Origin of the sequence: Pseudorhodoplanes sp. (genome assembly GCF_046289595.1) — a bacterium.
In the GTDB taxonomy this organism is placed as follows: Bacteria; Pseudomonadota; Alphaproteobacteria; order Rhizobiales; family Xanthobacteraceae; genus Pseudorhodoplanes.
On the sequence record NZ_JBKBVB010000120.1, the window covers coordinates 1 to 13,128 of the forward strand.

The 13,128-nt window shown below is 63.7% G+C and carries 12 protein-coding genes and 1 pseudogene; 11 read left to right on the plus strand and 2 right to left on the minus strand.

All coding sequences use genetic code 11. The features are described 5' to 3' along the window. Positions 1-1,424: TonB-dependent receptor domain-containing protein (locus ACK41X_RS19315; RefSeq protein WP_409726630.1), on the plus strand; the 1,424-nt coding region annotated here is incomplete at its 5' end. Between the two features lie 14 nt (positions 1,425-1,438). Here the strand turns inward: ACK41X_RS19315 and ACK41X_RS19320 are convergent. Next, entirely contained in the window at positions 1,439-1,930 is a 492-nt protein-coding gene (locus ACK41X_RS19320; protein WP_409726632.1) for a pilus assembly protein N-terminal domain-containing protein, read from the minus strand. A gap of 543 nt (positions 1,931-2,473) precedes the next feature. Here ACK41X_RS19320 and ACK41X_RS19325 point away from each other — a divergent pair. The 9 genes from ACK41X_RS19325 to ACK41X_RS19365 all read left to right on the plus strand — a co-directional run bounded on the left by ACK41X_RS19325 (position 2,474) and on the right by ACK41X_RS19365 (position 11,370). Further along, positions 2,474-2,635, plus strand: a complete 162-nt coding sequence (locus tag ACK41X_RS19325) for a Flp family type IVb pilin (protein ID WP_409726634.1) — start codon at positions 2,474-2,476, stop codon at positions 2,633-2,635. 147 nt (positions 2,636-2,782) lie between these two features. Next, positions 2,783-3,289, plus strand: a complete 507-nt coding sequence (locus ACK41X_RS19330) for a prepilin peptidase (protein WP_409726650.1) — start codon at positions 2,783-2,785, stop codon at positions 3,287-3,289. Positions 3,290-3,469: 180 nt separating this feature from the next. After that, positions 3,470-4,264, plus strand: a complete 795-nt coding sequence (cpaB, locus tag ACK41X_RS19335; RefSeq protein ID WP_409726636.1) for a Flp pilus assembly protein CpaB — start codon at positions 3,470-3,472, stop codon at positions 4,262-4,264. Between the two features lie 21 nt (positions 4,265-4,285). Then, positions 4,286-5,782, plus strand: a complete 1,497-nt coding sequence (locus ACK41X_RS19340; RefSeq protein WP_409726638.1) for a type II and III secretion system protein family protein — start codon at positions 4,286-4,288, stop codon at positions 5,780-5,782. 22 nt (positions 5,783-5,804) lie between these two features. Then, positions 5,805-6,563: a CpaD family pilus assembly protein gene (locus ACK41X_RS19345; RefSeq protein WP_409726640.1), complete on the plus strand. Its 759-nt coding sequence runs from the start codon at positions 5,805-5,807 to the stop codon at positions 6,561-6,563. Continuing rightward, the gene (locus ACK41X_RS19350) at positions 6,560-7,834 is read left to right on the plus strand and encodes a CpaE family protein (RefSeq protein ID WP_409726642.1); all 1,275 of its coding nucleotides are present in this window, start codon (positions 6,560-6,562) and stop codon (positions 7,832-7,834) included. Before ACK41X_RS19345 ends, ACK41X_RS19350 begins: the two co-directional genes overlap by 4 nt. 17 nt (positions 7,835-7,851) lie before the next feature. After that, on the plus strand, positions 7,852-9,402 hold the full coding sequence (locus ACK41X_RS19355) for a CpaF family protein (RefSeq protein ID WP_409726644.1): 1,551 nt from the start codon (positions 7,852-7,854) through the stop codon (positions 9,400-9,402). A gap of 2 nt (positions 9,403-9,404) precedes the next feature. Then, positions 9,405-10,388, plus strand: a complete 984-nt coding sequence (locus ACK41X_RS19360; RefSeq protein WP_409726652.1) for a type II secretion system F family protein — start codon at positions 9,405-9,407, stop codon at positions 10,386-10,388. A 7-nt stretch (positions 10,389-10,395) separates the two neighbouring features. After that, the gene (locus tag ACK41X_RS19365; protein WP_409726646.1) at positions 10,396-11,370 is read left to right on the plus strand and encodes a type II secretion system F family protein; all 975 of its coding nucleotides are present in this window, start codon (positions 10,396-10,398) and stop codon (positions 11,368-11,370) included. 110 nt (positions 11,371-11,480) lie between these two features. On the opposite strand, the gene ACK41X_RS19370 is transcribed toward ACK41X_RS19365, so the two are convergent. Beyond that, the gene (locus tag ACK41X_RS19370; protein WP_409726648.1) at positions 11,481-12,314 is read right to left on the minus strand and encodes a tetratricopeptide repeat protein; all 834 of its coding nucleotides are present in this window, start codon (positions 12,312-12,314) and stop codon (positions 11,481-11,483) included. Between the two features lie 131 nt (positions 12,315-12,445). Here ACK41X_RS19370 and ACK41X_RS19375 point away from each other — a divergent pair. Beyond that, positions 12,446-13,128: pseudogene (locus tag ACK41X_RS19375) on the plus strand (leucyl aminopeptidase family protein); the annotation flags it as partial.

Sequence of the window (13,128 nt, forward strand, 5' to 3'; positions counted from 1 at the left end):
TCGGACAATGGCAGCCGAACTCCGCACACAAGTCGAATGGCAATTCGATCGGCGGCTCTTTCGTTTTCGATCGCGGCTATTTCGGGTTTGCCTATACCAGCTTCGAGAGCCTTTACCGGGTACCTGGTCAGGAGGCGACCGAGACACGCACCAATATCGACATGAAGCAGACGAAGCTCACCAGCAAAGGCGAGTTTCGCCCGGACGGGTATGCGGTCGACGCGATCCGCTACTGGTTCGGCGCGACCGACTACAAGCATGCCGAGATCGCCGACGAGGGTGGCTTCTACGGCGAACAGCAGCGCTTCCTGAGCAACCAGAAGGAAGGCCGCATCGAAGTCCAGTTCCATCCCTTCGATCTGCGGTTCGCGTCGCTGACCACGGCGCTGGGTCTGCAGATGAGCCGGGAAAAGCTCGACGCGCCGGGCCGCGAAGGCGGATTGTTCGATCCCAACACCACGCGCAGCGTCGCAGGCTATATTTTCAACGAGCTCCGATTCAATGACACGCAACGCATGCAGCTGTCAGGCCGCATCGAAAGCAGCAATGTGAAGGGCACGATACCCGACTTTTTTGTCGATCCGGATCTGAGTCTCTGGCGCGACCGTTCGTTCACGCCGTTGAGCGGGGCCATCGGCTTCCTGCAGGATCTGCCGGGCGATCTGGTCGCCAGCATCACCTACCAGCATGTGCAACGCGCGCCCCGCGCCCCGGAACTTCTGTCGCGTGGCGTCCATGAAGCGACCGGGACTTTCGATATCGGCAATCCGAATCTGTCGACAGAACTCGCCAATTCGGTCGAGGCCGGCCTGCGCCGCGCCACGGGCCCGCTGCGGTTCGAGGCCACCGCGTTCTACACGCGCTTCAACGGCTTTATTTACCGAAACCTGACCGGGCTGCGCTGCGACGAGGATTTCGACAGCTGCGCCAACGATCCGGATCTCGAGCTGGCGCAGGCAGTCTACGATCAGCGCGATGCGACCTTCCGCGGCGCCGAGGTTCAGGCGCAATTCGACGTGGCGCCGATCGCGCGCGGCGTCTGGGGTATCGACGGCCGCTACGACATCGTGCGTGCGACCTTCACCGACGGCACCAACGTGCCGCGGATCCCGCCGCAGCGGCTCGGCGGCGGCGTCTATTACCGGGACGGCAACTGGTTTGCGCGTGTCGGACTTCTGCATGCCTTCCGGCAGAACGATGTTTCCGATTTCGAGACGCAGACCGCCGGCTACGATCTGCTCAAGGCGGAGATCAGCTATACATCGAAGCTGCCGGGCGACCCGGCGGGGCTGACCGAAATCAAGTTCGGCGTGGTCGGGGACAATCTCCTGAACGATGACGTGCGCTTCGCCCAGTCCTTCAAGAAGGACGAGGTGCTGCAGCCAGGCCGGACAGTGAAGGTGTTCGCGACCGTCAAGTTCTGATCGCGGCGGAATCGCTATTTCGGCGCCGACGCCGCAGCCGCCTGCGTGCTGCGGGTCGTCGTCTGCGTCAGGATGCGGGTGAAAAACTCCTCGCCATCGCCGGGCGTGATCGTGGGTTCGCAGCTGATCGCGCAGCTATAGGTCTCGCGGTTGGCGCCTTTGTAGACGACCACCATGTGCTGCGGACCGTTCACCTCGATGATTTTCTCGAGAAGGACCGCGCCCTTGCGGTCGAGTGCGATGAAGTTCGTGGCGCCGAAGCCCTTGCCGGTCAGAACCGCGAGGTTTCCGGCCTGAAGGGTGGCGTCCGCGATCAGCGGGTTGCCGATGACGATGGTGGCGACGCGATCGGGCAGCTTGATCAGCCGTGCCTGGTCCATCGCCACCTGGATGGTTTGCGCAGCGGCGGCATCGTTCGCCCCGGACGGCTGCGCCATGACCGGCAGCGCGAGAATGCCGAGACATACGGCGTGACGGATCGAACCCATGATATTCCGACGCGCCATTTGTGCTGCTCCATACGCCTGCCGACACACGCGGGAACGATCTCGCGAGACGTGCTCCGTTCCGTTCCGCTTAAGGAATTCACCGCAAATAGGTGAATCAATCGCCAATGCGGCGCATCGCCAGCCGGTCAGCGGCCAGGCATGCACCGCCGGATAATCGCCAGTTTCGGGGCAATTTGCGCATTGCCTCGGGGTCGGCCGGATTTCCATCAAATCTTCCTTAACTGCGTTTCAAAATCTCGCTTTCAGCGGAGCGGCCGGCCCCGATCCTTTCACAAGCGCGGCGGACGGGTTCCTTATCGTGCGGCGGGCGCGCTTTCTCGCGGCAAACAAGCGGATTCGCTCAGCGGCGAAACGGGAGCGGGGCTGCAAGGCCTCGCACCATCGGCAGCCATAAACGAAATCTGAATCCGGCCGCAGAATTCCGGGGGGTCGATCTTACAGATTGTTCAAACGCGCCTGTTAGCTTCGCGACGCTACCGGCCACACCGGTTGTCTGTCTCAAGTCTGGTTCAAAAAACGCTGTCTCATAGGAGCTACGCAATGGTGACCTTCAAGAAGTTCATTCGTGACGAGTCGGGTGCGACCGCCATCGAATACGGCCTCATCGCGGCGGGTATCGCCGTTGCCATCATCGCCGCCGTGCAGGGCATCGGCGGCAACCTGAAGACGACCTTCGGCAAGGTCGAAGACGCCCTGAAGTAATTCGTGGCCGCGTGAGAAACCGCGTCCGCGGGCGATCCCTGCGGGCGCGGTTTCGCGTTCTGGAACAGGCCGGGCGCTAACGGAAACGAAAGCGCCGGCCGCTAGTCTACCGGCGTCGAGTAACGCGTGAGTCCGGCCATGACGGTGATGCTGACGGATACCATCCGCTTGTTTCTGTTCCCGGCGCTGATGGCGTTTGCTGCATTCAGCGATCTTTTCACGATGACGATCTCCAATCGCATCTCGCTCCTGCTGGTGGCGGGATTTTTCGTGATGGCGGCGCTTGTCGGGCTCAGCGGCGCGCAGATCCTGTCGCATATCGGCGCGGGCTCGGCGGTTCTTCTGATCACCTTCACGCTGTTCGCCTGCGGCTGGATCGGCGGCGGCGACGCCAAGCTTGCGGCTGCGACCGCGCTGTGGATCGGCTTCGATCCTCTGATGAATTATCTGGTCTATTCCTCGTTGATCGGCGGCGCGCTGACGCTCGCCATCCTGCGCTATCGTCACATCCCGATGCCTGCCCTGCTGGAACGCCAGGATTGGGCTGCGCGGCTGCATCGCGCCGATTCCGGGGTGCCTTACGGTATTGCGCTCGCGGCCGGTGCCCTCGCGGTGTATCCGCAAACGGTCTGGATGCGGCCGCTCGGTCTGTAACTGCGGAAGCCGGCGCGCCGGCAGGCGCAAAACCTGCGCAGAGGCGCGGGCGCGCGCCTTCAAGACAAAATTAACTTGGTTTGCAAACCGCTCATTAACCACGAATTGACCTTTGGGTGGTGAAACTCCCCCTCACGGCCATGTCGGGCCGGTCGCGTCATCTCGTGGAAAGTGCAGCGTATGAAAGCCGCCCGTCTCATCGTACTCGGAGTTGCGGTTGCCGCAGGCGGCCTCGCGGCTCTGCTCGCCGGCCGCTCCGGAGAAAAGGCGCCGCCGCCACCGCCGGTGGCCAAGCTGGAAACCGTCGATGTGCTGGTCGCAAAAGCCGATATCGGCCAGGGCACGACCGTGAAGCCCGAGGAACTCGGCTGGCAGATGTGGCCCGCCGCGTCGGCAGGACCGAATTTCATCCGCAAAACCAATCGTCCGGATGCGATCCAGGAAATCGCAGGCTCGGTGGTGCGCGGCGGCACGTTTTTCGCCGGCGAGCCCATTCAGGAATCGCGTCTGATCAAGGCCAATGCCGCGGGCTATCTGTCCGCCATCCTGCCAGCCGGCATGCGGGCGGTCGCGACCGAGATCAACGCCGAGACCAGCGCCGGCGGCTTCGTCGTGCCGGGCGATCATGTCGATGTGATTCTGGCGCGCCGCGATCGCGAGGCGGAAAAACGAAACGGCGTCGAAAGCCATACCAGCGAGACCATCATCAACAATGTCCGCGTGCTGGCAATCGACCAAACCGTGGAAGACAAGCACGGGCAGAAGGTTGTCGTCGGCAGAACGGTGACGCTGGAATTGACGCCGGGCCAGGCGGAAACGCTGACCATGGCGAAGCAGATGGGAACCCTGTCGCTCGCCCTGCGCAGCATCGTCGATACCCAGAAAAGCGGCGGCGAGGACGAGGACGGGACGGCGCGGCGCGCCGGCGTGAACATGGTGCGCTTTGGCGTACCGTCGCCGGCGTCGGCGAAATAGGACGAAGGAAGGAACCGCTTCATGTCGAACCAGACGACGATCCGGGCGCTGTTGCTGGCTGCATCGCTGAGCGCGGTTGCGACGGGTGCGGTGCGGGCGGCCGAGCCGGATATGCGCGGCACGCCGGTGATCAGCGTCGCCGGTAGCGATGCGACCTCGCGTCCGGTATCGCTCGGGATCGGCAAGGCGGTGGTGATCGACCTGCCGCGCGATGTGAAGGACGTGCTGGTTGCCGATCCGACGATCGCCAATGCGGTCGTGCGCTCGGCGCGCCGCGCCTATATGATCGGGGTCAAGGTCGGACAGACCAGCATCTTTTTCTTCGACGCCAACGGCCAGCAGATGGCCGGTTTCGACATCGCGGTGAAGCGCGACCTCAACGGCATCCGCGAGGCGATCCGCCATGCGATTCCGAGCGCCGACATCCGCGTCGACGCGCTCGGCGCCGACGGCGTTGTGCTGAGCGGGTGGGTCGACAGCCAGGCCGATTCGCAAAGCGCCTTTGAAATCGCCAGCCGTCTGCTGGGCGCCGGAACCGGCCCGATTGTCGTGACCGGCGAAAAGATCGTGAACGCCATCGCCGTCAAGGGCCGCGACCAGATCAATCTGCGGGTCACCGTCGCCGAAGTGCAGCGCGAGGTCATCAAGCAGCTCGGCGTCAATCTCTATGGCAGCGTCGGCGGCGGCACGTCGGTCGTCAATTTCAATACCGATACGCCGTTCACCGCCTACGGGCAGGACCTCGCCAACACCGCGATCGTCCCGAGCCAGGGCGTGCGTACGCCGCTCAACACCAATCTCGATCCGTCGCGGGCCAGCGGCATGCTGAATGCCCGCCTGGGCGCGGTGATCCGCGCCATGGAGCGGGCCGGCGTGATGCGCCTGCTCGCCGAACCGAACCTGACGGCGATTTCCGGCGAGTCGGCCAACTTCCTGGCCGGCGGCGAATTTCCTGTCGTCACCGGCGTCAGCTGCCAGGGCACCAATTCCTGTACGCCCACCATCGAGTTCAAGAAGTTCGGTATCAGTCTCGGCTTCACGCCGGTTGTGCTGTCGGAGGGCCGGATCAGCCTCAAGGTGACGACCGAAGTCTCCGAATTGTCGACCGAGGCCTCGCTGATCAGCTCCGGTTTCACGGTGCCGTCGCTGCGCGTGCGGCGCGCGGAGACCACGGTTGAAATTCCGTCAGGCGGCGCGCTTGCCATGGCCGGCATGATCCACGAGCAGACCAAGCAGCAGATCAACGGGCTGCCGGGCCTGATGCAGCTTCCGGTGCTCGGCGCGCTGTTCAAGAGCCGCGACTATGTCAACCGCCAGACCGAGCTGATGATCCTTGTCACGCCCTATGTGGTGCGTCCGGTGCGGCCAAAGGATCTGTCGCGGCCCGACGACGGCTTCGCCGATGCCGCCGATGCATCGACCGTGTTTCTCGGCCGGCTGAACAGGATTTACGGCATCCCCGGAAAGGTCGATCCGAACCGGATGTATCGCGGCCAATACGGCTTCATTCTGGACTAGGACCGGGGCAGGGAGACGACGCATGCTGCAGAACTTCGTGTCTGGTGCAAACAGACCCAAAACCGGACTTCGCCTCGCTGGCGTCGTGCTTGCCGCTGCGGCTCTGTCCGGCTGCAACGCCGTCACCCCGAAGGGGCCCTATGTTGCGGAGAACACGATCGGCTATCCGAACGATTACCGGCAGCGTCACAAGATCGCGCTGCGCGACGGGTCGCATTCGATGGAGGTTTTCATCGGTCAGAGCCGTGGCTCGCTGACCCCGGTGCAGCGTGCCGAAGTCCTGGCCTTCGCCAAGGTCTGGAAGGGTGAGGCCACCGGCGGCGTGGTGGTCGAGGTGCCGACCGGAACCGCAAACCAGTTTGCCGCCTCTCAGGCGGTTCGCGAAATCAATTCAATCTTCGCAGCATCGGGCATCCCGATGCAAAGCGTCGCGGTGCGGCCCTATACGCCGGACAGCGAGTCGAAATTCCCGACGGTCAAACTGAGCTATTCGAAGATCGTCGCCGAGGCCGGCCCGTGCGGTCTGTGGCCCCAGGATATCGGACCAAGCCCGGACCCCTCCTACAACGAGAATTACAATTTCTGGAATCTCGGCTGTTCCAATCAGCGCAACCTGGCGGCGATGGTCGCCAATCCTGCCGATCTGGTGCAGCCGCGGGCGGAAGGCCCGGTCTGGAATTCGCGGCGCACGACCGTGATGGAGAAATATCGTCAGGGCCAGAGCCCCGAGACGATTTATCCGAAGCAGGACCAGGGCAAGGTGAGCGAAGTCAACCGATGATGAGGACCGCATTCCAGCACGCGGCCGACGAGCTGCCCGCCGACGCGCCATCACGCGAGGAACATATCGCGCCGGCACCGCGCATTTCGGTGCAGGCCTTTTGCGAGGCGGTCGAAACCGCTGCCGCCGTGCAGTCGGCAGGCGAGGACCGCCGGCTCGACAAGGCGCATGTGAAAATTCAGATGGGCGGCATGACTGCGGCGGCGGAAGCCTATCGCGCATCGCCCACGCCAAACGTGATCATTCTGGAATCGGAAGCGCGTCCGGATGTCCTTCTCGCCGGACTCGATGCGCTTGCCGATCTTTGCGATCCCGGCACCCGGGTCATCGTGATCGGCCGTCACAACGACGTGGCGCTTTATCGCGAACTGGTCCGTCGCGGCGTCAGCGACTACATGATCGCTCCCGTCAACACGCTCGATATTGTCCGCTCGGTCTGCGGGTTGTATTCGGCGCCGGACGCCAAGCCGGTTGGGCGCATCATCGCGGTTGTTGGCGCCAAGGGCGGCGTCGGCGCATCCACTGTCGCTCACAATGTCGCCTGGTCTATCGCGCGCGACCTGTCGCTCGACGCAGTCGTTACCGACCTCGATCTTGCGTTCGGCACAGCCGGCCTCGACTACAACCAGGATCCCCCGCAGGGCATCGCCGATGCAGTCTTCTCGCCGGAGCGCATCGACACGAATTTCGTCGATCGGCTGCTGTCGAAATGTTCGGATAACCTGAGTTTGCTCGCGGCGCCGGCGACGCTCGACCGGGTCTATGATTTCGGCGCCAATGCATTCGATTCGATCTTCGATTCGCTGCGCGCCTCGGTTCCGTGCATCGTACTCGACGTGCCGCATCAATGGACCGGCTGGACCCAGCGCACCCTGCTGGCCGCCGACGACATTCTTGTTGTGGCCGCGCCGGACCTCGCCAATCTGCGCAACGCGAAAAATCTGGTGGACTATCTGAAGGCGGCGCGGGTCAACGATCATCGGCCGTTCTATGCGCTCAATCAGGTGGGCGTTCCGAAACGTCCGGAAATAAAGCCGGCGGATTTTGCCAAGGCGCTCGACGACGCGCCGGCTGCGATCATCCCATTCGAGCCGCAGATCTTCGGCACTGCGGCAAATAACGGCCAGATGATCGCCGAGGTCGCCGGCAATCACAAGATCGCCGAGACGTTCCGCCATCTCGCCCAGCTCATGACCGGACGCACCGAGGTGCGAAAGGTCAAGTCCGGTCTGTTCACGCCGCTGCTCGAGAAATTCCGTAAGAAAGCGTAACCCGGAGTTCGCCTGTCGTGTTTGGGAAGCGTAACGCCCACGGTCCAGCGTCAGTCCCCCCCGCCGGGGCTGCAGCGGCCATGGCGCCCGTGGCGGCGCCGAACCCGCCGGTCCCGCCTAGCCAGCCCTCTCCGCCGATCGCGCCGTCCGGGCCCGCTCCGTCCAGCGACGGGCGCGCGCCGTTGCCCTCATCCGGCCTTGGCGCGCAGGTGCTGCCGGTGCCCTCGGCGCCGCAAAAGACCGTGCCTGCGACCGCGACCGACAGCCGCCGCTCGGACAGCTATTACGAGGTCAAGAGCAAGATTTTCGGCGCGCTGATCGAGGCGATCGATCTTGCGCAGCTGGCCAGGCTCGATGGCGATGCGGCCCGGGAAGAAATCCGCGACATCGTCAACGAAATCATCGCCATCAAGAATGTGGTGATGTCGATATCCGAGCAGGAAGAGCTGCTCGACGATATCTGCAACGACGTGCTTGGTTACGGCCCGCTCGAGCCCTTGCTGGCGCGCGACGATATCGCCGACATCATGGTGAACGGATCGGGCACGGTCTATATCGAAGTCGCCGGCAAGATCCACAAGACCGGAATTCGCTTCCGCGACAACCAGCAGCTTCTGAACATCTGCCAGCGGATCGTCAGCCAGGTCGGCCGCCGCGTCGACGAGGCCTCGCCGATCTGCGATGCGCGCTTGCCGGACGGCTCGCGCGTCAATGCGATCGTGCCGCCGCTCGCCATCGACGGGCCCGCGCTCACGATCCGCAAGTTCAAGAAAGACAAGTTGCGGCTCGATAACCTCGTCAAGTTCGGCTCGATCACGCCGGAGGGCGCGGAGATTCTCAAGATCATCGGGCGTTGCCGGGTCAATACCATTGTCTCGGGCGGCACCGGCTCCGGCAAGACCACGCTTCTGAATTGTCTGACGCAGTTCATCGATGACGACGAGCGCGTCATCACCTGCGAGGATGCCGCCGAATTGCAGCTTCACCAGCCGCATGTGGTGCGCCTCGAAACCCGGCCGCCGAATCTGGAGGGCGAGGGCCAGGTGACCATGCGCGACCTCGTCAAGAACTGTCTGCGTATGCGTCCCGAACGGATCATCGTCGGCGAAGTGCGCGGACCCGAAGCGTTCGACCTCCTGCAGGCGATGAATACCGGTCACGACGGCTCGATGGGCACGCTGCACGCCAACTCCCCGCGCGAAGCGCTGTCGCGTATCGAGTCGATGATCACAATGGGCGGCTTCTCGCTGCCGTCGAAGACCATCCGCGAGATGATCTGCTCGTCGGTCGATGTCATCGTTCAGGCTGCGCGCCTGCGCGACGGCTCGCGCCGCATCACCCACATTACCGAAGTGCTGGGTATGGAAGGCGATGTCATCATCACGCAGGATCTGTTTGTCTACGAGATGCTGGGTGAAGACGCCCACGGCAATCTGATCGGGCGGCACCGTTCGACCGGGATCGGCCGCCCGAGATTCTGGGATCGCGCCCGATATTACGGCGAAGAGCGGCGGCTCGCGGCCGCGCTCGATGCGAGCGCGCAGGCCGAAGACGAGGCAATGGCGTGACGATGTTCGACCTTGCCAACCAGCAGATCGTGTTGGCGGTGCTTGCGACCGTTGCGGTCGGCGGCCTGGCCTGGGTGTTCCTTTATCCGCTGCTGTCCGGCGAACGCAAGGTCGAACAGCGGCTGGCCAATACCATACAGACGCAGCCAGTCCAGCGTGCCGCGCGGGCGACGCAAAAATCGCGACGCGAGCAGGTCGAGGAATCGCTGCGCGATCTCGAACTGCGTCAACGCAAGAATGCAAGGCCGACGCTCAGCCAGCGGATCGAACGTGCCGGACTCGACCTGTCGACGCGGCAATTCGTCATGATCTCCGCAGGCATGGGCCTCGCTGCATTCCTGCTGATGCTGTGGTCGCGGATGCCTCTGCTTGCCGCTGTGGGCTTTGGGTTTGCCGGAGCGTTCGGTTTGCCGTTCTGGATGCTGAGTTTCCTGAAAAACCGGCGCGAGAAACGGTTTCTGGCGACGTTTCCCGATGCGGTCGACGTCATCGTGCGCGGCATCAAGGCCGGGCTGCCGCTGATCGACAGCCTGAAGATGGTGGCGAACGAAGGCCAGGAGCCGGTCAAGAGCGAGTTCCGGGCCATTATCGAAACCCAGACCATCGGTATTCCGCTCGGCGAGGCTTGCGGCAAGCTCTACGAACGGATGCCGCTGCCGGAAGCCAACTTCTTCGGCATCGTGATCGCCATTCAGCAAAAGGCGGGCGGTAACCTGTCCGAGGCGCTGGGCAATCTCTCGAAGGTTTTGCGTGAGCGCAAGAAGATGAAGGCGAAGATCCAGGCGATGTCGATGGAGGCAAAGGCGTCGGCCGCCATCATCGGTTCGCTGCCGCCGGCCGTGATGGGTCTCGTCTGGCTGACCAGCCCGACCTACATCGAGCTGCTCTGGACCCATCCGACCGGACAATTGCTTCTGGTGGGCAGCGCAATGTGGATGTCGATCGGCGTCATGGTGATGAAGAAGATGATCAATTTCGATTTCTGAGCGGGTCATGTATCAGATTCTCATCGGCATCCTTCACGACACCCGGTTGCTCGCGATGATTCTCGCGGGCATCGCCGCGGTCGCGACGGTGCTGACGGTCGCCATGCCGCTCTTGGCTTCCGACCCGCTGCCGAAGCGGATGAAGGCCGTGGCGCTCGAGCGCGAGAAGATCCGCCAGCGCGAACGCGAACGCATGGCGCGCGGAGAGAAGATTTCGCTGCGGCAGACTCCGAAGCAATTCGTCCAGCGCGCGGTCGACAGTTTCCAGCTCGCCAAATGGGTCGGCCAGGAGGAGGCGCGGGAAAAACTGATCCAGGCCGGCTATCGCGGCGAGGCGCCCTATCTCACCTATCTGTTCTTCCGGATGGTGACGCCGATCGCGGCGCTGGTGCTGTCGGTGCTGTATGTCTTTTTCATTCTGCAGCTCGACAAGCCGGTCACAATCAAGCTCGGCATCTGCCTGTTCGCGACCTATCTTGGCATGCATCTGCCGTGGCTGTTTCTGAAGAACAAGATCCAGAAGCGGCAATTGTCGATCCGCCGTGCCTTTCCGGATGCGCTGGACCTTTTGCTGATTTGCGTGGAGTCCGGCATGTCGATCGAGGCTGCCTTCAGGAAGGTCTCGAACGAGATCGGCTCTCAGTCGATTCCGTTGGCCGAGGAACTCACCCTGACCACGGCCGAACTGTCCTATCTGCCGGACCGGCGTCAGGCCTATGACAACCTCGCCAGGCGGACCGATCTGGAGGGCGTGAAGTCGGTCTGCGTCGCGCTGCAGCAGGCGGAGCGCTACGGCACGCCGCTCGCCCACACCTTGCGCGTGCTGGCGCAGGAAAACCGCGACATGCGCATGGCCGAAGCCGAGAAGAAGGCGGCGGCGCTGCCCCCGAAGCTGACGGTTCCGATGATCCTGTTCTTTCTGCCGGTCCTGTTTATCGTCATTCTCGGACCGGCAGCGATCCGCGTGATGGCGCTGAACTAGACTAACGCATTGTGGAGCGAGGCGGGCGCCGGTTCGCGTCAGGAAAGCGCGTCACCGCGCCAGCGCGCAAGCCATTCGCGATTCGATAAAAGCCGAAGGGCTCAGGCGCGTTACGAATTGTTCGCGGCCTGACGCACCGGCCGTGCCGGCGGCTTACCCTTGTTGCTCTTTTCGGCCGCCAGCATGTTGCGAAGGTAATTGAGGTTCGCGCTCGCCTCCTCCGGCGACAGGTCGGCGCGCGCGATCTGCTCGGCCTCCTGGAAGCGCCCCTGCAGGCCGATCACCAGCGCCAGATTTTGACGCACGCGCGGCTCGTTGCTGTTGAGCGTGTGGGCGCGCCGCAACGTCTCTTCGGCCTCGCTCAGGTTTTTCGACAACGCATAGGACAGGCCGAGATTGGACATCACCGACGGCTCGTCGGGCACGATCCTGAGGGCGCTGAAGTAATGGCGCCGGGCCTCGTCATGCCGCCCCATCTGGTCCAGCACCGCGCCTTGCGCCGACAGGATGCGCCAGTCGGGTTGATCGGGGGTATGCGCGCGGCTCAGCACGTCGAGGGCCTGCGGCAATTGTCCGGCATCTGCGAGCGCGCGGCCATAGGCACCGAGGACCGCCATATTCTTGGGATTCTGAATCGAGGATTGTTCAAGAACCGCGACGGCCTGGGCGCGCTGGCCGAGGGCGCGAAGCGCCTGGCCATAGCGGATAGCGGCCTGCGGGTCCGCGGGGTTCTTGCGGTAGCGCTCGCCCCAGATCTGGGATTCCCGGCGCCAGTCGGCTTCGGTTCGCGGTGCCGCCGGTTCGCTCACGCCGGCCGTGGTCGTCATCTGGGCGGTCTGGCAGCCGCCGAGCATCAGCGCCGACAGCACGGCGGCGCTGGCGAGCAGGCGGAGCCTGGAACGGCGGGGATTGAAAAAGCCGGGCTTGAACGTCGTACGATACATGGCGCGCCTCGAACGGCGGCGGTGACCGCCGCTGACCGCCCCATTCAATAAAGCGTTAACCCTAACGGCTGGTTAAGAGCGGCCGTCAGCAGGCCCTTGGCGAAGCCGCCGCCGACCCGATAAGAAGCGCCATGCATCCAGTCTTTGCAGATTCGGGCCGCGGCACCGCCATCCCCATCTGGTTTGTCACCAAGTCGAACTGGCCCGCGATCCGGGAGAGTCTGACACCGTCTGCGCGCGGCTTTGCCGAAGCGGCGGGGTTCGATCCCAAGCCCGGTTCGCATTTCGTGCTGCCGGGGTCCGATAGCGGGATCGGTGGGGTCATATTCGGTCTGGAGGACGAGGCGGCATCGGCCGATCTGCTGCTTGCGGGCAAATTGCCCGGGTTGATTCCGGCGGGGACATATCGCTTCGCCAATGCGCCGCATGACGCCCGGCTCGCGGCGCTGGCCTTTGCGCTGGGTACCTACCGGTTCGAGCGATACCGCAAGCGCGCCGCGAAATCCGTTACGCTGGTCTGCCCCGACGGCGTCGATGCCGCCGATCTGTCGCGGATCGGCGAAGGCGTGGCGCTGGCGCGCGATCTCATCAATACGCCGTCGAACGACATGGGTCCGGCCGAACTGCACGAAGCGACGCGGCTGCTCGCCGAACGCCATGACGCCTGGATCGAGGCGGTGACCGACGACGAATTGCTGTTGAAGAATTTTCCGCTGATCCATGCCGTGGGTCGCGTGGGAGAGGGGGCAGAAAAGCCGGGCGAGCTGCACTCGGGCGGGCACACACACCCACAAACCACACTACGGGTAGGGGG